This is a genomic window from Pseudoalteromonas sp. CO342X (genome assembly GCF_004208915.1).
Taxonomy (GTDB): domain Bacteria; phylum Pseudomonadota; class Gammaproteobacteria; order Enterobacterales; family Alteromonadaceae; genus Pseudoalteromonas; species Pseudoalteromonas maricaloris.
Genome location: NZ_SGPH01000023.1, coordinates 148,163 through 173,480 on the forward strand (window position 1 = coordinate 148,163; position 25,318 = coordinate 173,480).

18 protein-coding genes are annotated in these 25,318 nt (G+C 43.4%); 12 read left to right on the forward strand and 6 right to left on the reverse strand.

Translation table 11 applies throughout. The features are described from left to right. The first annotated feature begins 186 nt into the window (after positions 1-186). Positions 187-690, forward strand: coding sequence for an RNA methyltransferase (locus EXT47_RS12800; RefSeq protein WP_130126762.1), 504 nt, complete (start codon positions 187-189; stop codon positions 688-690). Between the two features lie 21 nt (positions 691-711). Here the strand turns inward: EXT47_RS12800 and EXT47_RS12805 are convergent, their stop codons facing one another. Together EXT47_RS12805 and EXT47_RS12810 are read right to left on the reverse strand one after the other, a co-directional pair. Further along, complete coding sequence (locus EXT47_RS12805; RefSeq protein ID WP_130126763.1) at positions 712-1,719, reverse strand: fatty acid desaturase; 1,008 nt, start codon at positions 1,717-1,719, stop codon at positions 712-714. 511 nt (positions 1,720-2,230) lie between these two features. Next, complete coding sequence (locus EXT47_RS12810) at positions 2,231-2,668, reverse strand: thioesterase family protein (protein WP_039492017.1); 438 nt, start codon at positions 2,666-2,668, stop codon at positions 2,231-2,233. A gap of 534 nt (positions 2,669-3,202) precedes the next feature. On the opposite strand from EXT47_RS12810, the gene EXT47_RS12820 reads away from it, so the two are divergent. From EXT47_RS12820 to EXT47_RS12865, 10 genes are all read left to right on the forward strand, one after another. Then, entirely contained in the window at positions 3,203-3,517 is a 315-nt protein-coding gene (locus tag EXT47_RS12820) for a hypothetical protein (RefSeq protein ID WP_130126765.1), read from the forward strand. A 1,979-nt stretch (positions 3,518-5,496) separates the two neighbouring features. Next, positions 5,497-6,717 (forward strand): fatty acid desaturase, encoded by a 1,221-nt coding sequence (locus tag EXT47_RS12825; protein ID WP_039492006.1) that lies wholly within the window; start codon positions 5,497-5,499, stop codon positions 6,715-6,717. A 277-nt stretch (positions 6,718-6,994) separates the two neighbouring features. Continuing rightward, a complete protein-coding gene (locus EXT47_RS12830) occupies positions 6,995-7,705 on the forward strand; it encodes a glycine zipper domain-containing protein (protein ID WP_130126766.1) in 711 nt (236 codons plus the stop codon). 2 nt (positions 7,706-7,707) lie between these two features. Beyond that, positions 7,708-8,304, forward strand: a complete 597-nt coding sequence (locus EXT47_RS12835; protein ID WP_039492000.1) for a hypothetical protein — start codon at positions 7,708-7,710, stop codon at positions 8,302-8,304. Between the two features lie 55 nt (positions 8,305-8,359). Beyond that, positions 8,360-9,412, forward strand: coding sequence for a hypothetical protein (locus EXT47_RS12840; protein WP_039491998.1), 1,053 nt, complete (start codon positions 8,360-8,362; stop codon positions 9,410-9,412). Between the two features lie 15 nt (positions 9,413-9,427). Then, positions 9,428-10,747, forward strand: coding sequence for a serine protease (locus tag EXT47_RS12845; protein WP_039491996.1), 1,320 nt, complete (start codon positions 9,428-9,430; stop codon positions 10,745-10,747). A gap of 11 nt (positions 10,748-10,758) precedes the next feature. Further along, entirely contained in the window at positions 10,759-13,593 is a 2,835-nt protein-coding gene (locus EXT47_RS12850; protein ID WP_130126767.1) for a hypothetical protein, read from the forward strand. Then, the gene (locus EXT47_RS12855) at positions 13,590-15,800 is read left to right on the forward strand and encodes a hypothetical protein (RefSeq protein WP_130126768.1); all 2,211 of its coding nucleotides are present in this window, start codon (positions 13,590-13,592) and stop codon (positions 15,798-15,800) included. Before EXT47_RS12850 ends, EXT47_RS12855 begins: the two co-directional genes overlap by 4 nt. 32 nt (positions 15,801-15,832) lie before the next feature. After that, positions 15,833-17,458, forward strand: a complete 1,626-nt coding sequence (locus tag EXT47_RS12860) for a hypothetical protein (protein WP_039491984.1) — start codon at positions 15,833-15,835, stop codon at positions 17,456-17,458. 2 nt (positions 17,459-17,460) lie between these two features. Continuing rightward, a complete protein-coding gene (locus EXT47_RS12865) occupies positions 17,461-18,330 on the forward strand; it encodes an OmpA family protein (RefSeq protein WP_039491981.1) in 870 nt (289 codons plus the stop codon). Positions 18,331-18,928: 598 nt separating this feature from the next. On the opposite strand, the gene gcvP is transcribed toward EXT47_RS12865, so the two are convergent. From gcvP to EXT47_RS12885, 4 genes are all read right to left on the reverse strand, one after another. Then, a complete protein-coding gene (gcvP, locus tag EXT47_RS12870) occupies positions 18,929-21,829 on the reverse strand; it encodes an aminomethyl-transferring glycine dehydrogenase (protein WP_130126769.1) in 2,901 nt (966 codons plus the stop codon). A 182-nt stretch (positions 21,830-22,011) separates the two neighbouring features. After that, the gene (gene gcvH, locus EXT47_RS12875; protein WP_130126770.1) at positions 22,012-22,401 is read right to left on the reverse strand and encodes a glycine cleavage system protein GcvH; all 390 of its coding nucleotides are present in this window, start codon (positions 22,399-22,401) and stop codon (positions 22,012-22,014) included. A gap of 76 nt (positions 22,402-22,477) precedes the next feature. After that, the gene (gene gcvT, locus EXT47_RS12880) at positions 22,478-23,560 is read right to left on the reverse strand and encodes a glycine cleavage system aminomethyltransferase GcvT (RefSeq protein WP_045990156.1); all 1,083 of its coding nucleotides are present in this window, start codon (positions 23,558-23,560) and stop codon (positions 22,478-22,480) included. An 85-nt stretch (positions 23,561-23,645) separates the two neighbouring features. Then, the gene (locus tag EXT47_RS12885; protein WP_130126771.1) at positions 23,646-24,221 is read right to left on the reverse strand and encodes a hypothetical protein; all 576 of its coding nucleotides are present in this window, start codon (positions 24,219-24,221) and stop codon (positions 23,646-23,648) included. A gap of 129 nt (positions 24,222-24,350) precedes the next feature. Here EXT47_RS12885 and EXT47_RS12890 point away from each other — a divergent pair, with 129 nt between their 5' ends. Beyond that, complete coding sequence (locus tag EXT47_RS12890; protein ID WP_010370532.1) at positions 24,351-25,196, forward strand: LysR family transcriptional regulator; 846 nt, start codon at positions 24,351-24,353, stop codon at positions 25,194-25,196. The last annotated feature ends 122 nt before the right edge of the window (positions 25,197-25,318 follow it).

Below are 25,318 nucleotides of genomic sequence, written 5' to 3' on the forward strand. Positions count from 1 at the left end.
TCGACAACATCGGCTCTACCCAAGAACGCAGATTACCCAATCCCAGGCAAAAGCGTAGGTCGAGCTTTAGCTCGACAACACCAGCTCTCCCCCAACAATACCAACTGGCACAAAATCACGCGCATGATACAATCGCTCGTCGAATTTTTGGTGGCGTTACTGCCGGTATAGTGAGAATTAAAAAGTATGAGCGAGTCATTTGTAGCAATCGGATTGGTAAACCCTAAATCACCAACCAACGTGGGTGGCGTATTACGGGCCGCAGGTTGTTATGATGCGCAAGCCATCTACTTTAGCGGCAATCGTTATGCGAGGGCTGCAAAGTATCATACGGATACAAAAAACGTTGCCGACAACATTCCCATCCAACAAGTTGATGATTTCATCAGTTTAAAAGTAGCAGGCCGTGCACTTGTCTGCGTTGAACTGGTAGAGGGCGCAACCCCACTGCCACAGTTTGCTCACCCCGACAATGCGTTATACATTTTTGGCCCTGAAGATGGCAGCCTGCCACAAGAAATCGTGGATGCCGCCGATGCCGTGGTGTATGTGCCAACCACAGGCTGCATGAACTTAGCCGCGACAGTCAACGTGTTGTTATACGACCGTATGGCAAAACGCTCAACGGGATTTGATGCTAGTCAGATACTCACCAGCCGTGATATCAATAACCGCCTAACAGTTGGATAAGTTTTTGCTGTGAAGATCTTTTTATTTTTGACTAACCTGCTCTTTGTCGGGGTAGTGATTTGCATTTTTTAGGCTTTGTAAGTCATCAAAACGTACTCCGTGCTGAGCCATAACTGGGCGTACTTTTTTACTTATCAATTGCCGAATATAAAACGGTTGATTAGGTACAAAGTGATGGATAGTGTGCGTACGGCCAAAATCAAAACAAAATAACTGAAACGGTAAAAACCAGCGACTGGTGATCACATGGGTCTGCTCTAACATGTTACTCACACCACCATAATAATGCATTGAAGATGTGACAAGGTTTAAAGATGCTGAGCGGATCATATTAGGCACAACAAGCACCACCAATAAAAACTCAGCAACCGCTAGTAATTCAGCTCCCCATTTGGGTAGTTCAAATGGTTGTATAAATTGCAGCACGTAATAAGCAATCACACCATATAAAGTCGCAAAATAAGCCGTGGCAAGCGGAAAACCAGCATTAAAGACCTGCAAAAACGTAAAACCCTTGATTTCTCGACTAAACCGCTTGGCATTCAATAATAAACCTAGCAATCCATCTGTAACCACCACAGCTCGCAACCAAGGAGATTGGATACCATTACCCACCAAGCGCTCTTCTATGTCTTGTTCAGTACCAGACACTTTATGGTGATGTAAATGAATTTGTCTGCGATACCAAGGATTCACCGTATTTGGTCGCATAAGCCACACCGTCAACATCATGAAATGATATACAAATGGGCGGTCACTAAAATACTGCTTGTGGATCAAATCGTGCTCAAGTTCATGAGAAATAGAGGTAATAAAAGCCGCCAAGATAATACACAGCCATGCAGGAATAACGGCAAAATAGTAAAGCGAGGCAACGCCAATTAGCGCACTTAACGACAACAGCAAAATCACCATAGCAATACCGTTTTGCTGATTTAAAATAGGATAACGCGTTCGAAGCGTTCGCTCTTCAGCTTGAATCGCGGAAACTATCGCTTTGATGTTCTGTTTCGCCGTTAATGTTGGCATAGATAACTTAATTCACCTTTTGATATCAAGATCATAACGAAAACTCCTACTACCGTAGCAGCGGCTTTATGCCGCGACAACTCTAAAACAGCAACGCGACAACACCTAAACTCCAAGCTTCTATTGACTATCGTCCATCTCACATTGTCGTAGAAGCGGCTTTACGCCGCGACAGTTTTTCAAACATCGATACAAAGCAATACCCAAACTCCGCGCTTCTATTGACTATCGTCCATCTTATATTCCCGTAGCAGCGGCTTTATGCCGCGACAGTTTTTCAAACATCAATACAAAGCAATACCTAAACTCCGAGTTTCTATTGATTATCATCCATCTTATATTCCCGTAGCAGCGGCTTTATGCCGAGACAGTTTCTCAAACATCGATACAACGAAACACCCAAACTCGAGTTTCTATTGATTATCATCCATCTCATACTACCGTAGCAGCGGCTTTACGCCGCGACAGTTTTTCAAACATCGATACAAAGCAACAACCAAACTCTACACTTCTATTGATTATCGTCCATCTCGTATTGCTTCAAGATAGCCAACATATTCTCTGGAATTGGCGATTTTTTACCTGTTTTCATATTAAACATCACTACATTCGCATACCCGGTTGTGCATACTGCTTGTTGTGATTCACTAAACGCCTCATAGCGCATGGTAAAGCGGTCTTCTTTGATATCGGTAATATATGAGCCAATATACAAGGTATCTGGAAACGTAACGGGTCTTTTATATTGCGCGTAAGTATCACGTAAAACCGGACTATGGGTAGGCTCTGATAATACAGAAAGTAAGCCCGTTTGAGTCAAAAAATCGATTCGCGCGGTTTCAAAATAGCGAAAGTACGACACGTTATTCACATGCCCCAACGCATCCATTTCGCCCCATACCACATTCACTTTGGTGGTGATTGCAAATTTTTCTAAAAATTCCTGCATGATATTGCCTTTAATTTTGTTTATTGAACTTGAGAGTAACAACTCATCGTACCAGCAACAAGATTAACGAGATGATTTAAAGACAACTTGTCAAAACAAAGAAAGCAAAGCCAGCATTTCGCAGTGCAACCTTACGCTATCCCACGTAGGTCGCCATTTATGGCGAAAAATAATGCTTCAACTCCTTTTGATCTCGACAAAGCGGCAGATATAAGCACACGGAAAAAGCTGGGTTTTATAGCTTTGCTCTTTCATTGTGCCCTACGTAGGTCGCCATTTATGGCGACAAGTAATGCTTCAGCTCCCTTTGTTTTCAGCGTAGCTTTAGATAGAAACACAATTCAAGCGAAATCCCTATCACTCAATCTCACAAAAAATTGACGCCTTTTATAGGTTCAACAACCAAGATAAATACACAATAAATTTTCTCAATACTTTCAATACATAAGCAAACAGCAGAGCAATATTTACAAGCTTGGTTTAAAAAATGCATCTGAAATCAAAATCAGAATTAAACTTAAGCATGTCACCAATATGAACAACAGCACAAATACAGTTTATGTACTGAGCGGTTACGCCAAATGCGCCATCTCTCAGCAAGGGAAATACAAACCCGGTAACAAACACTCCATCGGCCTGTTAACCACAGACGAAAACTATGAAGATAACATCAATAAACTTGAGGCCTTTATTAAAGATCTAGGTTGGGAGTCCATTACGTTTTGCATGGTCGAAACCGTTAACGACATCAGCACCCTATCCAACGATGTTTTGGTATCCAGTTTTCTTAGAGCTCAGCAAAATGGCCAATCGTTAGTAGTAAACGATCTCCCTATTACCGTCCATTAAGGCGGTAAATGCACGCGACAAAATCAGGGGTCGGATAACCGAGGCCCTACTGTACTTCTAGCATCACTAAACTTGATTCAAACAGCATTGCTACTCTGCTTTAACTGCTCGTTAGCCAAGCTTTATACGAAAAAGCTCGTTAATAGGCTTATCTCCAAAATACTCCCATACGTGTTTGAACACTACATATTGCGTTGGAAAAGGTAAGAGCCTCAATACTTCTTCTAGAGTGTATCATTCAAGTCAGTATTATCGTCATTGAAAACAATTTCTTGATTAGCTGGACACTTAACTACAAATACTGAAATGACCTGAATAACGTTCGAATAGGATGCATAAAACTGATCTAAGAATTAGCCATTGTATAGGTCAGTTACTTCTACCAAGGATTCTTCATAAAACTCTCGAACAATGCCTTGCCAAGGCAATTCACTTTTTTCATTGAACCTGTGACATGACTCCAGAGGCAACTCCGGTGACGTTGGTTTAACGGTAATAAAAGGTGACTGAGGAGGTGTTGGCTTGCAAAGCTTACTGCAACGGCAATAGAAATAACTTGGTATTAAGATGGTGCTGCAAGCAGAAGTCACAGACAAACCTCTGAGCTCCTGTTGCTCGATAAGTTGCAGCCATTACTCAGCTGTTTTATTTTTAAGTATTGTAAACTCCAAATTAAGATCAGAACTTTATTTTACAAACTGGCAAAAACACGTAGCTACTAGGTGTGGTTTAGGCAACGCTTACGTTGCAAAGGTCAGAAGATTAACGATTGTTGACTATCAGATACGATTCAAAGCTTATGCTTTTTGCGCCATCGACCCAAAAATATGCGGTAATAGGCACCATCCATTCTGGCTCTTTTTGCTGTTGCAATAGTTCACGCAAGTCTTCTCTATTTTTTTGTTAATCGCTCTAGTACTCCTACATCAAACCGACTGAAATTCACAAATAGACCTTTTTCTTCTCTGTCATAACGGTCTTCATCAATAGTTTTTCTAGGTTATTTACCGATATATAATGATTGGCATGTAGGTCTTTCTTTCCTGGATTTTTTGCTACTCGTTGCTTTATAGATGACATTACTTTTTTATAATAAAATGGAACATACCGATATGAACGAGTAATTCTCCAGAATAAATAAGGATAAGTAACAGCACTAAAATACCACAGATTAATTGCTTCATTCATGAATGATGGACAAAACCAAAATACAACTAAGAAGGTCACTGAGGCGATAATTGAGCTTCTCACCACGGAAAATCCTTTTTGTGATGTTTTCTGTAACTTATCTAAATCAAACTTTACCGAGTAAGCGCCTATTTTTTCTAAGAGGTGTATCTAAGTAAACCCAACAAAAACAACAAAGCCCATTTGAAGGAGCCAAGGTGGTGACAAATATAACAGGGCCCACGAATTATATGCACTAACTATCCTTTCTATAGAGAGTATGCAACAAAAAAAGCTAGCGAAAACATCACATAGCTAACGGTAAGATATATTTTTCTTTTCATAAACTTCCCTATATTGGGCCTACCAGCTTATCCAAATGCTGTCTTTATTAGAAACCACCTTAGCTTGTTGAATATTGATTACAAGAGACTGAAATACGGAGGTGTAAAACTAACGCACAATCCCTTAAGCAGGACTATCAACAACCTTAGTCAGTGATTTTGAACTCACTATTCCCCATATCGATATGCAGTCCCCCACTTCACTCACCATCAACAACATTACATTCCATAAAAACAGCTTATATGTGCTTTTAAAAACCTCCCCTATGGCAACTTTTCGCGTTTCAGTTCTATCCCTGAGTAGATCACGCTCATATCTAGTTGAAGCCCATGAAAAGTAAAAAATTGATTTATAAAAATCAAAAAACAAAACAGTTTAAATTTTTTAAAAAACCAAGAGGGGGACTTCGCGGAAGTTTCTGAGATGAGGCATAGGGCATCGTCTTCATTAACTTATTGGAGATATGTATGAAAAAATTCCTACAAACTATCAACCTTTTTAAACGACCAAAAAACACTGACCGTCGCCAACCACAACAGTCCCCCCCCACGGACATTCGCGAATCCATGGTGAACATTGGCGCGAAGCTGCCATCAATCTTTTATCTGGGCATTCAACAAGCACTGACTGAAATTTCAGGTAAGGCACCGAAGTCACTGCCTGCACTTATTGAATTTTCCGCAGGTCATCGCCAGATGATGACACTCATATTTGTCCTAATTGGTATCATGATGACGTCTCTCGCCATCAGCCTTAGCTGGCTTGGTATTCCTTTATACCTCATTGCCTTTTTGATGATTTCAGCCAGCATGCGCACAATGCAAGTCAGTTTCACACACTACGCAACGCATAGCACGCTGCACCGTAATTCGAAGTTCAACGGTTTGTTGGGTGAAGCCTATTCAGTATTTGCGCTAACAACCCCAATGTGGATGTATAAACTCAGCCACATCGGTGGTCATCACGGTCGACTAAATTCTGTCGCTGACCCTGATGCAAGTTTCTTTGACAACTGGGGTTACAAGCCTGGCAAATTTATCGAATGGTACTGGATGCGAACATTCTGTTTATTGCTGAGCCCGCTTTATTACGCAAAAATACTAATCAGCAGAATGCGGGCAAACTTCCTACCGTATTCTGTTGATCCTGTATTGACAACTACATTGCCATCCAAACGCGTTATCCGTCAGCGACAACTGGCAGCTATCGGCTTTCATCTGACACTGCCAGCGATTGCCTTAACCTCTGGTTTTGGTACTTTGTACCTACTAGCCTATTTGCTACCTCTGATTGTTGGCTTTGCCATCTTGTCACTGTTCCAGAATTTATCTGAGCATCAACCAAAACTGGTACGTGGACAAAACCCCAATCTAAAAGCAGAAACAAAGTACACCGCAGGTCGCTTCTTCGGCAAAGCTTACACACCTGAAGCACCACTAACTTGGTGGACATACATGCTATTTGTCGCAATGCCAAGCAAATACCTTGTTGTTGGTAACACCGAACTGTGTAGCCATGACGTTCATCACGCGGCTGAGAGTAAGTTTTTCCTCGCCTCAGATAAGCAATGGGCAATGGCCCCCTATGTACGACGCAACGCAGTTAGCGAAGGCGCTGTGTTCAAAGAAAATTGGGGCTTTAAAGCCACCATTGAACATAGTTTTCACTCACTCACACAACCCAAGTAAGTAAAAATCCCGCCACTAGCATTTTGCCTGAGGCGGGATTTTTTTGTTTTTCAACCAACTATATAATCGTTTTGTTTTTACACACCAATATGACTTGACATACCCCAAACGAAAGGTAGAGTAATTGTTAACGGAAAAGGAATAAGCCAACATAGCATTAACGTGCTTCTCCCCTCCATTGAGTTGAATAAAATAACTAACATACCCGTACAGGTTGAATTTGAGCAAAATTCGACTTCGTATGTTTGATGACAGGAAACAATGAAAGGAATTAAATATGATACCTACTTATAAACTACGTTGCTTACTTCTTTCCCCAGTGTTGGTTTTCAGCCTCTTTGGTTGTAAAGGCATACCTGATTTTCCGGCTATGGGCAGTAGCAATGTCTCCCCTGAAGCACAACAACTAGATAACCAGCTGGACGACTTTAGCCAGACAGTTACCGAAGGTGCTTTATTAGGGGCAATTACAGGTTCTCTGGTCGCCTTAGCAACAGGTGGCAATAAACAGGCGGTATTAAAAGGCGCATTAGTTGGTGCCGCTGGGGGAGCCGCCTATGGTTACTATATTGCTGGTAAAAAACAAGAATATGCAGACAAAGAGTCGGCACTCAACGCTTTAAAACAAGATCTTACTGACACAAACGATAACTTATCAGCAATGGTTAGCACCGCACGCAAATTGCTTATTGCGGATAAACAAAGACTGAAAGAGTTGGAGTCACACTTAGCCCAGAATAAGCAACAACAGCAGCAATACGATGATTTAATGGCTCAAATTCAAAATGATAGAAAAGTTGTTGCCAAGGCTATCCAGTTTACCGACAAAAAATACAAACAGGCAATGGATAACCTAGCAAACTTTGAGAAGCAATTTGATGTAGAAAACGAAGCGGAGCTGCAAGCTTTGTTAACTAAGTATAACGAACAAAATGCTGAGCTGGCTTCAATTGATAGCGAACTGTCTGCCCTAGCTGGACAATCTTGAGTATGCGCACCTTTTTAGTGGTCGCCACAATATTGATACTGGCGGCCTGTACTTCCATCAGTACCGATCCGAATAGAGGTGGGTTCATAGGTGGTCTAAAGGGCGTGGTGGGCGGTGAATATGACAAACGCTTGGTTCAACAACAAAGTGAAGTTGATGAGTTAAATGCCCTCAACGCCATTCTTAAAGAACGCCTAGTAGAGACTAACACCGAGCGAACACATATCGATCTAGAAATAGACAAGATAAGCGAGCAACTAAAAACGTCGCAAAATATACTTGATGATAGCCGCACATTGTTAGCATCAGAGCAAGCGGCGAAGTTGATTGATGAACAAACCCTCTTTGCTCTCAAGCAGGAACAGCAAAGATTGGAGACCTTAATGTTGGATCTCACTTTAGTTACCGTTCAGCTACAAAAAGAAGAAAAACAATTTTCAGAAAAGACAAGCAAAAAGAACGAAACTGTTCCCCCAAAGAAAAACGCGCTTGAAAATCGATTAAAACAAACAAAATCGTTAGAGCAACAAACAGCAGAAGACATTGAAAAACATTCGGCACTAATAGATCAACTTTTTGCAAAAAAAATAAATAAATAGGAAAAGTGATTCATTGCAAATGACCTAAATCCAACAAGTGAAAAGGAGCTATAACATGGCTAAATTTAATATCAACAACCATTTATTTCCTGAACAAGCCAATCCATTTGGCGCTGTTGAAATTGGTGCGGCCCCTCAGTCTAGAGAAGTAGAATTAACCCGTGTTGTGGCAGATAAAAGTGTCGACGGCGGCTACCGATACGATGGTCAGACATGGGTTGAACTGAGTGACTTGAAAGTACGCAGTCTTGACTACGACAACCCAGAGTTATGCTTCCAACGAATGGAATTCAGAGTCAAAGCTGATAGCGACCAAATACCACCGGGGTCCATACTCTGTTGCAGTGAAACCCCCTATTCAACATTCTGGGCGGCAAATGCACATTTTCGTAAAGGCTCCAAAAATGGCTTACCAGAAATTACCGACCGCCAAACTATGTTCGAAGAAATGGAGCGCGTGTCCGTTGACTGGTGGGACAGTGGGTGTAAATACTTAACCGCCGGATTGCCTGAATCTAAATTTCAGTATTACCTATTTAGTCGACGCAAGGCGAAAAACATCAACCCTATGTGGGTATTTGGTGTGCTCATCAATGATTCTGGTAAGAGTCAACTACCTCTATCCAAAGTCGAAGCTGAACTGTTTTCTTCTGACAGAGTGCAAGGCATGATTGCAAACACCTTTGCTGGCAAAGAGCAGATAATAGGTAACAAACGCAAAATAGCTCGCAAATTGAGTCAGCATGAAGCCAATGCACTGGCTTTCATTTCAATTCGCCAAGCTTTGGCTGGCCCATCTAAAGACATCGAAGAGCGAGAATTCTTACCGGTAGTGGACGAGTTTGCGCGTATTTACTCTGATTTGTTACACGTGTTGTCGGAGCGCGTTGAAGCAAGACGCGAAGAGGAACACATAGACTTACAAAGCGAAGACTTTCTCAGCCAAGAGGCAAAGTTCATAGGCTCAAGTGCAGCATTGGTTGATCCTGCTGTTATCTGCCGTGTGAAAGACGCTATTGCGACAGAAAGCGATCTGGCACTTTGGGAGGCCTTCGAGCAAGACTCTATCGGGGCTGGTGAAAAATTGCGTGATGAAATCCATGAATAAAGATGGTCAAATTCGATGGACATGGATTATACACCAATAAAGCAGCCTGATTGGTTATTTGCCATCGGTACTATTGAGGGGTCAGAGCAACGTGAGTTCCCACTGGGATCCGGCTTTGCTGTCAACCCATTGTGTATCGTTACATGCAAGCATGTTGTAGTGAATATCAATTCAAAAGAGCCACATCGAACAAGTAGGCTATTTGTTAAATCGCGCCATTCGCGACGAAGTGTTAAAAAGGTTTATTGTCACCCCTTGCTGGATCTAGCCATCATTGAACTGCGTGAACCCGTTAATAACGTCGCGCCAGTTATTTCTAATCGCAAAGCATCTAATATAAGCGATAATCCACGCCCCAACGTGTCTATTGGCTTTCCGGCAAAAGATGGCGGTTGGACCATGAAAATATACCACCAACCCGATGAAGATTTTTTGGCCAATTTTGAATCAGACATCAACGGTGATATAAGCTTCATAAAAGCAGGTAAAGGGGCTAGTGAAGGGTTTAGTGGCGGTGCATTGTGCAGCGAGCATAAGGGTACGGTTGCCGTATTTGGTATCAATACTTTGGGAGGTCTAGAATTTGGAGTGGGTGGCTTTATTACTAGCCACGAAATATTGAAATTTCTAGACGCACAAAGCGCTCAATCACAACTAAACTTCGCTCCCAGCAACCTAATTGACTGGCAGCAATGGCTAGAGCTTGATACAGCACAGAGCAATGTCGAGATGAGCCTAACACAGCGCCAACTAGCCTGCTGTCAAGCCTCTGGGCTAGAAAAAACAAGCATAACAAAAGCTCTCAAATTCAACGGCCAAACATATCAGGAAACTTTCATCTTCGTTCCGCCATCACAAGCAAATGAACAATTGTCAGTGGAAGGTGGATATTGGATCCAGCAAAGCGTCATGCCTGCTGTGAATCTACAAAAGCACACCATACCGCTTTCAGGGGCAAACTTTCTGCAGGTTACGGCAATCATTAACCAACTCCAACAAGAAAACGACCTAGACATTCGCCTGCCAACTTACCAGCAATGGCTGAATGCCTTAACAGCAGAGGAAACCTACTCATTACCAAAGAAAGCCAGGTATCCAGTGGCTCAGGTAACAAGTCAAAACAGGCAATCACACACGGATAACCATCCTTTGAATTTACATCTGACCCCAAGGGGAATGTACGAGTATTGCGCAGCCGAAGCCCTACACAGAATCAGTGCGTACGCACCTACGTTTATGCATAACGGAAAACTATATCAATTAAGCATGCCCTATCGACATAACCATCACCAGGTTACTTTCCGATTGGTGTTAAGCGAGTTGCCCAACATTTAGGATAATAAAAAATGGAACCTCAGAATAACCACCGTGACGACAAAGATGGATTAGAAGCTGAAGACAACTCGTTTGAGGAAAATATCTCTAACACCGAAAAAGTACAACTGAGCACGCATGAAGAAGACTCTGCAAACTTGACTGGTGACGAGCAGTCCAAAACCGCTTCCACAACAACGGACACAGAAAATGAATCTTCAGAACTTGAGGACAGTGATGAACAATTACCAGGAGAATTTAAACAACAATTAGAAGATAAGTTTTCTTATCTGGTTGATGCCGATGAAGTACCTGCACCTGAGATAGACGAAGCTTGGTTTTCTGACCAGTTTACTGCGATTTGTAAGTTGATGGATAACATTGACAGTTCCGTGCTGGTTATTTATGGAGAGTCTTTTGTAGCTGATGTCAGCGCCAGTATTGCAGCTAAAATTGAGCGGGAATTTTCAAGTGAATACTCAGGAACTTTTCATTTTAGAGACATTCCGCAAGACGATGTCTTGCTATACAACCCAGCGGATGAAATTTTTGAGCTATTTGATCGCGAGCTCACCCAAGGAGACAATATACGCTTAAATCTTCAGCTCAGTATCCACCCTAAATTATGTCGTTGGCTCATAGCTGAAAAAAACCTAGCTCAGCTAAACACGCTAATCAGTAACAAAGACGCTTATTTGCAGATATGTATCTTGATTGAAGAGCAATCATTAGACACAACCTTGGCCCTTCGATTGACTTCCATGGCTGAGTCCTTCCATATTGACTGGCCAAGCATTCTCATTAATAAGTGGCATGATGGCATCAACTTGGATGAAAACACTCGACAATATTTGTCCGATCTTTTTCCGACAAGCCATCCTAGATGGCTTAGAAAATCCCCCCGAGTTGCAAATAAGTTATGTGAGGAAGATGTATCTCGTCTCGCGGATAAATCAGATGAAGAAAAAAGTAATAGCTTAAAGGCGCTAATTCAAAGAGCTTTGTCCGATAGTCAAAAGCAGGAATCTGAAAAACTCAAAGCAATCGTCGAACATGGGTGGCAAAAACCCCTCAATAAAATGTTGTTGGCCATCTATTGTTGTTTGTCTAAACGTCGTCCTGTTCGTTATATGGAGTTACGGGGCTGGGGTTACTTTATTCTGAGTGAGAAACGTATACGCTATCCGGTTATCCAACAAAAAAAACTTGAAAAGAATGCTTCCGATAGCGCCAAAATGGCTGATTCATCCACAACCATTACATCTAACCATCAATATGTAGATGCAGATGCCAACGGACTGTGGATAGAATACTTCGATGAGTTAGTCGATAACTGTAGCCTGACCATAGAGCGACACGAAGAACATGGCTTGATAGTTGCCGTAGCGAATTCCAGTGAAGAGTGGTTGGTTGAAGAGTTTTATCGACGTTACCCTGGTACTATTCAACAAATCTACGATTATATCCTTGGTCGTAACAAACTATTCCCAGAGTCAGAGCAATCCTCAGACCGACATATGACCTCTATATCTGAGGCAAACGGTTTTTCACAATTGTTGATCTGTGTAAACAGCATCAACAGCGTTGATTTCCCTATCGCAAGAACACTATCACAACTACTGGAAAACGGCGCTCAGATGATAGCGGCTCGCGAGCAGCACATTCGGGCCAACAACAATGGTAAAATTAGCAGAACACGATCAGAAAAGCTGCTGAACTACGTATCGTTTGGTATCGCCTTCTACATCAAAGCAATCAGAAAGAGCAGTATGTCCGTTGAGGAATACAAAGGATTTATCAGCGAGGCTCTAAACACCGTAAAAGACAGCAACATCCAAACCGAACTGCTCATAAACGCATTTGGTTTGTTGGCTGATCAGAAACAATTTTCAACCTTAGACTACATGTTTGAATTCCTCGAGCATCGAAAGAAGCAAAATATTTTATCCGCAGGTAAGTGGTGGTTTACCATGCGCCGCGTGTTTGCCTATCACATGCGAGCATCGTTGGGTGAAAGGTGCAAGGTGCTTGAAGTCATTGGCGACAAGATTAAAGTACAAAATGAAGAGAGTATTATTGTACATATGACCTACTCGCGATTATGGTTTGATGCAATTCGCGCTGACTTTTCTCATTACAGCGGTAATATCGAAGAAAGCTTTTGTGAGATTATCGCCAAACAAACGCCAGACTCCATAGAGCGCTTACTAAGCTATTACAATATGGTTGATCCTGAGTTGGTGTATCATAGTGTTTCTGAAGCTCAGCCAGTCAAATACATTGCCAACATGATGTTGTTCGGTTTACAGTCAGCCCTCGACGACCCGATGGATGCAACGTTTAAGGCCCTTCACGATGAATTGTATGAAATTATTTCGGCAAAATACCTCAGTCAGGTGACTGAAAATCATCATCAACTGCTTCATCAAAACCCGCTGCTGTCCATAAAACAACGCTGGCAACTAGATCAAACCAAAGCATTCGACGAACTGCATTCTTCACGCTTAAAAATATACTTCCAATACTTCTGTGTTGCCTCAGCTGAATGGGCGTCAGCAGCGGCAGGATTGAGCCTTGAAGGCAGCACACAAGAATCTCTAGACACCATCACTATTTACCTAAGTTGTGTGAATAAATGTCTCGAGTCTGAACAGGTTCACCAACTATGTGCTCATTGGCGCGATGCAGCCAATACATTAGAGCTGTTGGAAAGAGAAACTAAGCGACCCGACGGCGCTAGTCAACACTTCGAAATCAGTTATTTAAATTTGAAAAAGTTAATACGAAACAAAGTAAGAAGATATCGCAAAATGGCCGAATATCTCGACGGCCTGCAACAAGAAACAGTAAAGGATATTGCCAAATGAGTGTTTCAAAACCAATTGATGATATTTGCCGCAAGCTTGCCAATGGCGACGAGCCTGATAACCATCATAAATTAATACGCGTAGACAAGACCGGTGAAATACTCACAGGTTTCAGTAGCAGGTTCAAAACCGTACACCGCTTTGCTGTGCGCAATGACTATCGGGTCAAAGCGGGAATTTCCATAGTGCGTGTTGGTGATTTTGTTGCAGACGAACACCTAGATATCCCCATTCGCTGGGCTGCACACCTAGTTCAAGACGGCGCAGCTTTGATCCGCGAGTCTGTGAAAACCAATCTATCGATTCAACATACGATAGAACACGCCATGCAACAGGTGTTGCAAGCAGAAGCGGAAAAACGTGGCAACGTGGCACTGGGTTCTTGGGCGCACGGTAATAATAGAGCGTTAACAGCTATTGTAACCGCAACCCTCAAAACTCTCTCTTTGGAAGCAATATGCATCCTAGAAACAGACAAGTTTATTTCTGCTAGCATGGAGATAAAAACGCCATCATTTCCCGTACGCACCCAAGACTCAGACAGAGAAATCTCAGTCAATATAGATATGCGTATCGACCCTCTGCCAAGTAAAGGCCAGTCAGGCCCAAAAAGTAAAGTAGACTGGGATTTGCAAATACGTGCTTGGACCAAAGACTATGTAGAGCGTAACGAGACTCTAAACGATGTTTATCTAGATTCCCGTTTTGACCGCCGATTAGAAGATCATATCAACGAAAAACTTTGCCTTCACGGCTGGACAATACAACGCTTTACCCTGAAAACTCCGCGTATGGTTCAAGAAGAAAGCCTATCGGATATATTCCATGTCAACTGGACGAGCGTGAAGGGCCAGACATTCAAGTTTGATGTCAAGCTAGCCATCGTTATTCAGGATCTCGGCTTATATGATAAAATGGGCAAGCCTGGCTTAAAAAGTTTTGCTCAGGAGGTGTTAGACAAAAGCTTTGAAGCGGTCTTATTTAAACGTGATACCGATAGCCTGAGCCCCGATAACTTCAAAGAAGTACGTGAAGATGTGCACAGCATTGTTAATCAAACGGCTGCCCGCTACGGCATAGGTCTTACCACCCTAGTACCAGACCCCACTATCCCAGAGTGGGAATTGCTTAAGCCCAAGATTTATGACTTCGAGCCCAGAGATTATGAAACCAGCGATCCAGGTAGCAAGGCCAATTTTAAAATTAATCTTGAAGGGTATATTTCCTCAATAGGCGCAGCTTTTAGTGCTACATCTGTAGTTGGCTCCACAGTTGAAAAGCAAATCGAAAAAATTGCCACCGATAAAGCCGCAATCATAATGCGGGAAGTCGAGATAAGTGATTACTTTGCACATTTTCATGAAGCGCCAGAGGATAAGCAACCCGTCAAAGAAAGACTTGAACACGCAATTAAAGAGGAACTTAAAAATCGTTTCGCTTTTGAGGCTAAGCACATTTTTATCCATCAGAATGACCCCAATATGCGTAAGGATCTACGGATATTAGAAAATGATGTGGTTAAGCAAACACATCTAAAAGTAATGCCAGATATGCCACAAGAATTTGTGGGGGACGATTATTTGGTCCCCGTCGCTATTCAATGGCGCTTTGATAAACCAAGCAGAAGTAATGCGGTAAAGTTGAACTACAGACAACTTAAACTGGACGAGTTAGCTGAATCTGTCCCCGCTAAAATGAAAAATATTCTGGACGGCCTGCCTCATGACGAATTATCAGCACGTACATTTGAAGGAAAAAAAGTGCTTAAAAAACTGCTATATGAGGAGCTGAGCGCCGACTTGGGAAGTCAGGGAGTCGGTATTCATATCGAATCAGTTATTCCAAGCCTAAGTGAATCGGAAAAACTAGAATACTGGAGAAACAAAGGTCATATCGTTGAGGATATGAAGATAGAGAAATCTCTTCAAGCTAATAGAAATGCCAAATTACTCCAATTTGATACAGAAACCATGGCTATCGAAGCCAGTTACGAAACCTATCAAGCACTTATAAAACGTAGAAATCAACAAATAGAACAACATGGTCAGGTTGAGTATGAAATCGAGCAAAAAATAAAAGAATTCGAGCAAAGATTTGCCCAGCGACAACTTGGAAACCACGGACCCGAAGCTGCTGCAAGGCCATCTGATGATCCGCAGCCACGTCATAATCCAAAGGCTAATATTTCTGGCTTCTCAGAAGACTAACTCCAGCCAGACGCATAAGGAAAGAAAAAGATATGAAATCACCATTTAGCACTGGCTTTTCAGTAGGATTTCAAACTTGGGGATGGTGGGTATTCCCTTTGCTATGTGTACTACCCGTTGTTGCGTTGTGGGGAAATATTCCCGACAATATTCGCAACGGCAATGCCAACCAATTAATTATCAGCACACTGGTATATGTGCTACCGATTTGCTGGGCATATTTCACTAGTTTAAAAGCCCGACAACGTTATGGCCTTGAGCACCGTTTGCTTAAAAACGTGGCAGATAAAGCGAATCAGCAAAGGCGCAGCATTATCACCAAAGATGGCAAACAGGTGCTGGATGTTACTAAAAGTCAGCGTGACCCAGATTATTATCTCGGCGGTGAAGGGGGTGGCTCTGGTAATGAAACCGTCGCCTCTCTAATGGTTCAACAATTGGTCAAAAATGCCGAAGAAATGCGCCGTGATTCTGATTTAACCTCGCAGGTATTTATCCGCTCGTTAGTTCCGTTTAAAACCGCAGTACAAATCCCGCAACAGGTTGCGCTACGTATCGGTATTCTATTCACCTTCATCGGCCTATTGATAGGTCTTGAACCGGTTGCCAACATGTTTCAGGGCATGGGCGATCAACGCCACGCCATCGGTGAACTCATTTCAGGGTTAACCGTTGCTTTTGGAACCAGTATTGCGGGTTTAGGGGCTGCGCTGATGATCCAAATTCTGGTAACTATGGTGGACAATGCCTATGGCAAAACCTCGCGCCAACTGGAATCAGCCTGGATGGATCTGGGACATGTACTGAGCTTTACGAGACTGGAAGGCGACTTACCCGCTAATGTTGAACGTTTATCAGATGAAATCGACCAGCACCGTGAAACCGTTCATGTGCACACCAGCAACCTGATCAGAGAAGTCGAAAACTTACTTAAAGAGGGGCAGGAGCAGCGACAAATTGTGGCTGATACTTATCAAACCTTAGAAAAGAACCAGCAGGCAATCGATACTCTAGGTCAGGCACACCAAGCTCACCTGAAAGAACTCCGCACTCTGAAGGATGATATTAAATCCTATGAATCGAGATGGAATTCAACGTTGAGCCACGCACTGGCACAGGCTGATGAATTAGGCAGGGAGCGCAATGAAGCACTGATGAATCAAGTCAGTGTCAGCATCAACAACCTGAGTAAGGGTTTAGAACAAGGCCTTGCGACAATTAATGAAAGCCTCAGTAATCCAACACCTGCGAGTGATGCGAAACTTGAGTCTGTTTTAGGAACTCTGAATTCACTGGTCGAGCATTTTAAACAAAACACACCGAACAACTCATTAGAAAACAATCTTCAGCAATTAATAACTGAACTGAAAGAACAAACAAACAGAGGCGTGAATACAGCAACGGACTCTCATCAACACAGCGATGATTTAGCCCGTGTATTAAATAGCCTGAATGACAAACTTGACGCTTGGCCTAGCCAGTCACCCGAAGTAAAACCACAGGGTCGTCACGTGTTGGGGTATCTTTCTGCTAGTTTGCTAGGTGGTGTGTTTGCATGCATAGCGCTTTTGCTGGGTATGGGCCTTATCGGCGAACCTGCGCAACAAGCCATATCACAGGTGAGCAGCTTTTTAACGGTTTCTGAAAGCGAGGATTAGCAGTGCTGTTTGAAAATACTGAGCTAGAAAGCGATAACGAAATGGGACCGGGAACGGACCTTGTTCTATCTTTGCTATCGGTCATTATCACGATACTGGCTGTTGTTGGCATGAGTTATTCGGTTACAGATATTGAGCCAGAACAAGCTGTAAACTGTCAAGGTGGTAACTGCGAGCCATCAGTAACTATTGAGTCGCTGCAACTCGATCTAAAAGACGCACAGCTGGAGATCACTAAATTGACAATGCAGATTGAGAACCTCAGAGCGTCCCCTAAAAAACAACCGAGCATCGTTTACGGTGATGTACTGGAATTATACGAATCGGAGCTGGCCGTATTTGAACGGAATCAAGCTCGTATTCGTCAGGAAGATTTACCAACTCTAAGAGAGCAACTTAAGCCGCTTTACGAAAAAGTGCGTATGAGCAATGCTAACGTGATCCGCATCCACGGCTACGCTTCGCCCGAACCACGCCGCGCAGGTTTAGATCACAACTTGGATAGCAATATGGATTTATCGGTAGAGCGAGGCCTAACGATTCTGCATGCCATGTCAAGGCTAGGGATTCCCTACAAATGTATGGTTGTGGAAGGATACGGTCGCAACCGTTCACGCTTCCTAAGTAGCTTTTTGAGTCAACGGAATATCACCATTCACGAGTGGGATAGCATGTATTTGCAAGGCTTTGACCAATCGATTTTGCCTTCACAAAGAGGACGTTTACTCAGTGAACTCGAGGCTCTCTACCAATTAGACCGTCGCGTAGACCTAGTTGCCGCGATAGAAGCGGCTTCACCGTGCTCGTCGGAGGAATTAATATCGCACTTCAAGCAGGTAATTAAGCGACCCATTTTGAGCGAGCAGGGCTAAAAAACCTTGTAGCATATTTGTGATGAGTAGTTAAACAGTTGGTGGCAAATGAACGAAGTTTTTTAGCATCTTTCCGTTTGAAGATAAACAAGTTGTCACCTTCCTATAAAATGAAACATGCATAATAATTGGAGTTTTCTGCAATCATTTGTGAAAAACATATAGTTTTAAATTTTTCAATGACATAAACATATAGTTCTAGTTCAGATGATATATGTCTTAATTCTGGAATCATTGAAATATCCTTAAAAATCCATCCCTTCACAAAGTAACAACTTCGCTATTTCAACGCAGACAACAAACTTCTATGGCATCACATTGAATAATATTGTCTTTCATGGCTATACAGACATCGACAAAAAATTTATATGAACTTCAATAACATAACACTTTTAGCCAAAAAGCTATAGACAAAGTTTAATATTCATCGTGACTATCCCCCTAAAATTCAACTATCAACATTGTAATTTTCAAATGTATAGTTAAAAAAAAGGTGAGCACTAGGCTCACCTTTCAATTTTCTATGAGTCACAAACTATATTCGACTCACAAACTACCGAAATAAAGTCACTGACTTTATTAGAGTACGACAAAACCCTTACGCATCGCGGTAAGTATCAATCGCTGGGCAAGAACAAATTAGGTTACGGTCGCCGTATACGTCGTCGATACGGGTTACTGTTGGCCAGAATTTGTCTTTTGCTACGCTTGGTACTGGGAATGCCGCTGCGAGGCGATCATATGCACGGTTCCAGTCGTTGCTGAGTACGTCTGCTTGCGTGTGTGGTGCAAATACTAATGGGTTGTCTTCGATAGACCATTCGCCTGATGCAATCTTGTCGATTTCACCTTTGATAGAAACCATGGCTTCGATAAAGCGGTCGATTTCTACCTTAGACTCAGATTCCGTTGGCTCAACCATTAGTGTGCCCGCTACTGGGAACGACATCGTTGGTGAGTGGAAGCCGTAGTCTTGTAGACGCTTAGCAACGTCCATTTCGGTAATGCCTGTGGCTTCTTTCAGTGGGCGAAGGTCAACAATACATTCATGAGCAACACGGTCGTTACGGCCACGGTATAGAATTGGGAAGTGCTCGCTCAATTTAGCCGTTAGGTAGTTAGCGTTTACGATTGCCATTTCTGTTGCTTGTTTTAGGCCTTCGCTGCCCATCATCGCGATGTATGCCCACGAGATAGGTAGAATAGCAGCTGAGCCGTAAGGTGCAGCAGAAACCGCGCCGTTACCTACGTTTGTGCCTTCTACGTTGATCACGCTGTGGTTCGGCATAAATGGCGCTAGGTGCGATTTAACACCGATAGGACCAACACCTGGGCCACCGCCACCGTGTGGAATACAGAATGTTTTGTGTAGGTTTAAGTGCGATACATCAGAGCCGATTGAACCTGGGCTAGTTACCCCAACCTGCGCGTTCATGTTTGCGCCGTCCATGTATACTTGGCCACCGTGCTGGTGCACGATGTCACATACTTCACGGATAGATTCTTCGTATACACCGTGTGTAGACGGGTAAGTGACCATGATGCACGATAGGTTTTCAGCTACGTCTGCGGCTTTCGCGCGTAGGTCTTCCATATCGATGTTACCGTTTTTATCACAGTCAACCACAACCACTTTCATGCTTGCCATTTGTGCAGACGCTGGGTTTGTACCGTGCGCTGAACTTGGGATCAAACAAATGTTACGGTGACCTTCACCACGAGACTCATGGTACTTACGGATCGCGATAAGACCTGCGTATTCACCTTGTGCACCTGAGTTAGGCTGTAGTGATACTGCGTCGTAACCTGTGATGTTGACAAGCCAGTCGTGCAGCTCAGTCATCATGATCTTGTAACCTTGTGCTTGGTCGATTGGGCAGAATGGGTGTAGCTCTGCAAACTCAGGCCAAGTTACTGGGATCATTTCAGCGGTTGCGTTTAGCTTCATGGTACACGAGCCCAATGAGATCATTGAGTGGTTTAGTGCTAAATCTTTGTTTTCAAGACGCTTGATATAACGCAGCATCTCGGTTTCGCTGTGATAGCTGTTGAAGTTAGCATGCGTTAAAATTTCGTCGTCGCGCACTAGGCTTGCAGGAATACCTGTGATGTTCTCGCCTGATACTTGTGCGTCTAGCGCATCAACATTTAGGCCGTGGTCGTCGCCTAAAATGATGTTAAATAGCTCTGCTACGTCTGCACGCGTTGTGGTTTCGTTTACTGCGATTGAGTATTCGCCGTTGTGGTTAAGGGCAAAGTTCACGCCTTTTGCTACTGCACGTGCCACAACCGCTTGTTTGTCAGCGTCGTCTGCTTTAACGGTAATGGTGTCAAACCAAGTGTCGTGCTTAAGTGTCACGCCTTTTGCTTTAAGACCCGTTGCAAGAATGCTTGCAAGGCGATTAATACGCTCAGCGATGATCTTAAGACCTTGAGGACCATGGTAAACCGCGTAAAACGCAGCCATGTTCGCAAGTAACACCTGTGCAGTACAAATGTTTGAGTTGGCTTTTTCACGGCGGATATGCTGTTCACGAGTTTGCATCGCCATACGTAGTGCGTCGTTACCTAAACGGTCTTTAGACACACCAATAATACGGCCTGGTAGTGAACGCTTGTAAGCATCACGCGTAGCAAAGAATGCAGCATGTGGACCGCCGTAACCCATAGGTACACCAAAACGCTGTGCAGAACCAAGCACTACGTCTGCGCCTAGTTTACCAGGTGCTTTAAGTAGCATTAAGCTCATGATGTCTGCGGCAACACAGGCAATCGCTTTTTTGTTTTGTACTTGTGCGATTAGGTCAGTAACGTCAACCACTTCACCTGATGTTGTTGGATATTGGAATAGCGCACCAAAAATCTCGTGGTTAGCAGCGTCGCTAGCAGGACCTACTACTACTTCAAAACCAAACTGCTCAGCACGCGTAGATACTACGTCGATAGTTTGTACGTGTACGTCGTCGGCAATAAAGAAGATGTTTGCTTTTTTCGCTTTAGATACACGTTTTGCAAGCGCCATTGCTTCTGCCGCTGCAGTGGATTCGTCAAGTAGTGATGCACTGGCTAAGTCTAGGCCGGTAATGTCCATAGTCAGCGTTTGGAAGTTAAGTAGTGATTCCAAGCGACCTTGCGCAATCTCTGGCTGATAAGGGGTGTAAGCCGTGTACCAACCCGGATTCTCAAGTACGTTACGTAGGATAACGTGAGGTACGTGCGTTGGGTGGTAGCCTTGACCGATATAAGATTTGAAAACCTTGTTTTTGCTTGCTACTGACTTCAGGTAGCTTAGGGTTTCCACTTCTGTGCGGCTTTCACCGATCTGTAAGCCCTCTTCTAAACGAATTGAAGCAGGTACAGTTTGACCGATCAGCTCTTCAACACTAGATACTCCAAGAGCGCTTAGCATCTCGCTCACCTGTGCTGGGCTTGGCCCGATATGGCGGCGGATAAAATCTTGCTTTTGCTCTAACTGTTCAAGAGATTTGGCGTTTGACATTAGTCCAGGTTCCTATGATCCAAATGAAAAAGGTGAATACTGTTTTTATCTAAATGAGATACCTTGGTAACGGCAGTATTCTAAAAACGTTGGCATGATCTCGTCATACCTTGAGCAAGCACCCTTGCCCAAAAAGCAACAATAAAAGCCCCTAAAAAGGGGCTTTTATTACTATCAACAAATTAGTCTTCGTCGATTGAATTTGCGTAGCCTTCAGCGTCTAGTAGGTTATCTAGCTCAGACTCATCAGACGCTTTAATTTTGAACAACCAACCGTCACCGTAAGCATCGTTGTTTACAGTTTCAGGCGCATCTTCTAGGTCTTCGTTGATTTCAACGATAGTACCGCCGATTGGTGCATAGATGTCTGACGCTGCTTTTACAGACTCAGCTACCGCGCAGTCTTCACCCGCGTCAACTTCATCATCTACGTCTGGTAATTCAACGAATACCATGTCGCCTAGAAGTTCTTGTGCGTGCTCAGTAATACCAACAGTGTATATGCCGTTACCTTCAGCGCGAACCCACTCGTGTGAAGTAGCGTACTTTAACTCGCTAGGAATGTTGCTCATTTTTTTGTTCCTTTGATCGGTTGCGATGTCACCCCGTGAGCGACATCAATGTTATTCTATTTATTATCTATAAAAACTAGATAATTGACTTGCCGTTACGAACGAAGCTTGGCTTAACTACTTTAACATCAACTAGCTTCTTACGCATTTCAACTTGTGCAGTCTCGCCAATTGAACGAGGTACACGCGCAAGCGCTACACTGAAGCCTAAAGTTGGTGAGAATGTACCAGAAGTGATAACACCTTCGCCACCTTCTACGATAACTTTAGAACCACCACGTAATACGCCTTTGCTTTCTAGGACTAAACCTACCAGCTTATCAGTGCTTTGCTCTGCACGCTGTTTAGTGATAGCTGCACGACCGATAAAGTCACGCTCCTCTGGCTCCCATGCAATTGTCCATGCCATGTTCGCTGCAAGTGGAGACACCGTCTCGTCCATGTCTGAGCCGTAAAGGTTCATGCCCGCTTCTAAACGTAGCGTATCACGTGCACCTAGGCCAGCTGGACGCACACCTGCGTCTAATAATTTTTGCCATAAGTCCGCCGCACCGTCATTGTGTACTACGATCTCATAACCCTCTTCACCAGTGTAGCCAGTTGTTGCGATAAATAGGTCGCCAGCTTGCACACCAAAGAATGGCTTCATGCCTTCAACAGCCGCTTGTTGTTGTTCGTCTAGGATAGTTGCTGTTTTTGCTTTTGCGTTTGGACCTTGTACCGCAATCATCGCGTACTCAGGACGCTCAGTAACTGCCACATCAAAATCTGCTGCTACCGCACCGATATGTGCAAGGTCTTTTTCGCGTGTTGCAGAGTTAACTACTAGGCGATATTGCGTTTCAGTGAAGAAGTAAATGATAAGGTCATCAATCACGCCGCCTTGCTCGTTTAGCATGCCTGTGTATAGCGCCTTACCAGCCACAGTAAGCTTAGCTACATCATTTGCAACTAGCTTTTGTAAAAATGCCTTTGCGTCTACACCTTCGATATCAACAATCGTCATGTGTGAAACGTCAAACATGCCCGCGTCTTGACGCACCGCGTGGTGCTCTTCAATTTGTGAGCCATAATTGATTGGCATTTCCCAACCGTGGAAGTCTACCATTTTCGCGCCAGCTTCTAGGTGCTTCGCGTGTAGTACTGTTTTAGAAGTCATACTTATCCTTCACTTTTTTACTCAGCCACCATAGGTTGGCGCTGAGGGGGTTATTGTTATCGCGCTTACGATAACTGCACGGAATTTATGAAACGAGTTTAAAACCAGCGTCAGTGAGCGTCGTTTGCCACTTATCTAACACAGCAGCTTGCGCAATCAACTGATACTGTTGCTGTTCGTCCACCAGCAAGGTCGTAATAAATACTTCACCGCTTTGCTTGCCATAGCAGGCATTTTTATCTGAGATCCTAAGGCCTGGCGTTAATGTAAAGTCGTTAACTAAACGCTCAAACGCAAGCTCACCGCTTATGGTGGCAGCAACTAAGTCGTGACGACGTACTAGTTCAATGTCGAACTCGTCGGCATGGCTATCAATCAGTGTTGTCAGCTCAGCAGCTGCGCTTTCACTTACGACAAAACGGTAAGCCGTTTCACTAAAATAGTACACGGCGAAATTTTCGCCACTGTCTAGTTTGCCTTGAAAACCTAAACCTGGTGCCATTAACTTATTCAAGTTAAGTGCAAGAATTTGGCTTAAGAAAGGCGTGGTCTCAAAGCCGCTGAAATCGAGTACAACAACAGCATCAGTTGGCATGTAATGGTTTTGCGCCGGAACACTGCCCTGACGGTGCTTTGCAAAGATAATTGGCGTGACGCTCATGGCACTACCTTAGTGAAATTTCGATGAGCAAAAGTATAAGGATGCGCAAACTCAACAACAAATTGTATTTACTTATCAATTGATAAATAATATTAATGTACTTGGGTTTTATAAATTGCATTTCCTTATATGAAAAACTTATCAATTGATGGATTAAGAACACTGGTCACTGTGGTTGATGTCGGTGGCTTTGCCAAGGCCGGGGAATTGCTTGGCTTATCTCAGCCTGCTGTTAGCTTGCAAATCAAACGGTTAGAAGACATGCTAGGTTGCAAGCTGTTTAAAAAGCAGGGCCAAAGGCAGGTGTTGAATCAATATGGTGAGCTACTTTTGCCCCTAGCCAAACAAATGCTGCAGCAGAACGATGCAATTATTCAGCAATTTACCTCAGAGAGTGTGACAGGCCGAGTACGTTTAGGCATTCCAAGTGAGTTTGCAGCACGGATCTTACCTTCTATTATTGGCGATTTCGTTTCTTTATACCCTGATGTTGCATTAGAAGTTAAATCAAGACTGAGTAAACACTTACTTTCTGTGGTAAGGCAAGATCAATTTGATTTGGTGCTAGCGCTTAATGAAGAACTCTCATCCTCTAAGTATCCAGTCTTTATGCAGGATCAATTAGTTTGGGTTGGCGATTTATCGCTTGCGCAGCATTCGGTTGTTACCTTAGTCACCGCGCCGGAGGGTTGTATTTATCGCCGCCGCGCTATCGAGGCGTTGCAGCAAGCTGGATTACAATACCGTATCGTATATAGCAACGCCGACTTAACCGGCCTTACCGCCGCTTTAAAAGAGGGACTCGGGATCACTGTGCTAGCCAAAAGCACCGTGCCAGCAGAGCTCCCCTATCAGACCCAAACCCAAATATTACCCGAACTCGGACAAATCGGTATCAGCCTTGTCAAAAACACCCAAGAATCCGCCCACGCGGTTGATAAACTCGCTGAGTTTATCGCATTGAGGTTAGGTTAAGAGATCGCGATGTAAACCCGCACCTACCAGCAACATAAAATCTCTGTGGGAGATGTATGGACTCCTCCCCCTTATCGGGAGAGTACGGTATAAAGATATTGCAAAACACTTTTACCAAATAA

Coding starts and splice junctions, on each gene's coding strand:
- EXT47_RS12800 (WP_130126762.1), top strand. CDS start 187: ATGAGCGAGTCATTTGTAGCAATCGGATTGGTAAACCCTAAATCACCA.
- EXT47_RS12805 (WP_130126763.1), bottom strand. CDS start 1,719: ATGCCAACATTAACGGCGAAACAGAACATCAAAGCGATAGTTTCCGCG.
- EXT47_RS12810 (WP_039492017.1), bottom strand. CDS start 2,668: ATGCAGGAATTTTTAGAAAAATTTGCAATCACCACCAAAGTGAATGTG.
- EXT47_RS12820 (WP_130126765.1), top strand. CDS start 3,203: ATGAACAACAGCACAAATACAGTTTATGTACTGAGCGGTTACGCCAAA.
- EXT47_RS12825 (WP_039492006.1), top strand. CDS start 5,497: ATGAAAAAATTCCTACAAACTATCAACCTTTTTAAACGACCAAAAAAC.
- EXT47_RS12830 (WP_130126766.1), top strand. CDS start 6,995: ATGATACCTACTTATAAACTACGTTGCTTACTTCTTTCCCCAGTGTTG.
- EXT47_RS12835 (WP_039492000.1), top strand. CDS start 7,708: ATGCGCACCTTTTTAGTGGTCGCCACAATATTGATACTGGCGGCCTGT.
- EXT47_RS12840 (WP_039491998.1), top strand. CDS start 8,360: ATGGCTAAATTTAATATCAACAACCATTTATTTCCTGAACAAGCCAAT.
- EXT47_RS12845 (WP_039491996.1), top strand. CDS start 9,428: ATGGACATGGATTATACACCAATAAAGCAGCCTGATTGGTTATTTGCC.
- EXT47_RS12850 (WP_130126767.1), top strand. CDS start 10,759: ATGGAACCTCAGAATAACCACCGTGACGACAAAGATGGATTAGAAGCT.
- EXT47_RS12855 (WP_130126768.1), top strand. CDS start 13,590: ATGAGTGTTTCAAAACCAATTGATGATATTTGCCGCAAGCTTGCCAAT.
- EXT47_RS12860 (WP_039491984.1), top strand. CDS start 15,833: ATGAAATCACCATTTAGCACTGGCTTTTCAGTAGGATTTCAAACTTGG.
- gcvP (WP_130126769.1), bottom strand. CDS start 21,829: ATGTCAAACGCCAAATCTCTTGAACAGTTAGAGCAAAAGCAAGATTTT.
- gcvH (WP_130126770.1), bottom strand. CDS start 22,401: ATGAGCAACATTCCTAGCGAGTTAAAGTACGCTACTTCACACGAGTGG.
- gcvT (WP_045990156.1), bottom strand. CDS start 23,560: ATGACTTCTAAAACAGTACTACACGCGAAGCACCTAGAAGCTGGCGCG.
- EXT47_RS12885 (WP_130126771.1), bottom strand. CDS start 24,221: ATGAGCGTCACGCCAATTATCTTTGCAAAGCACCGTCAGGGCAGTGTT.
- EXT47_RS12890 (WP_010370532.1), top strand. CDS start 24,351: ATGAAAAACTTATCAATTGATGGATTAAGAACACTGGTCACTGTGGTT.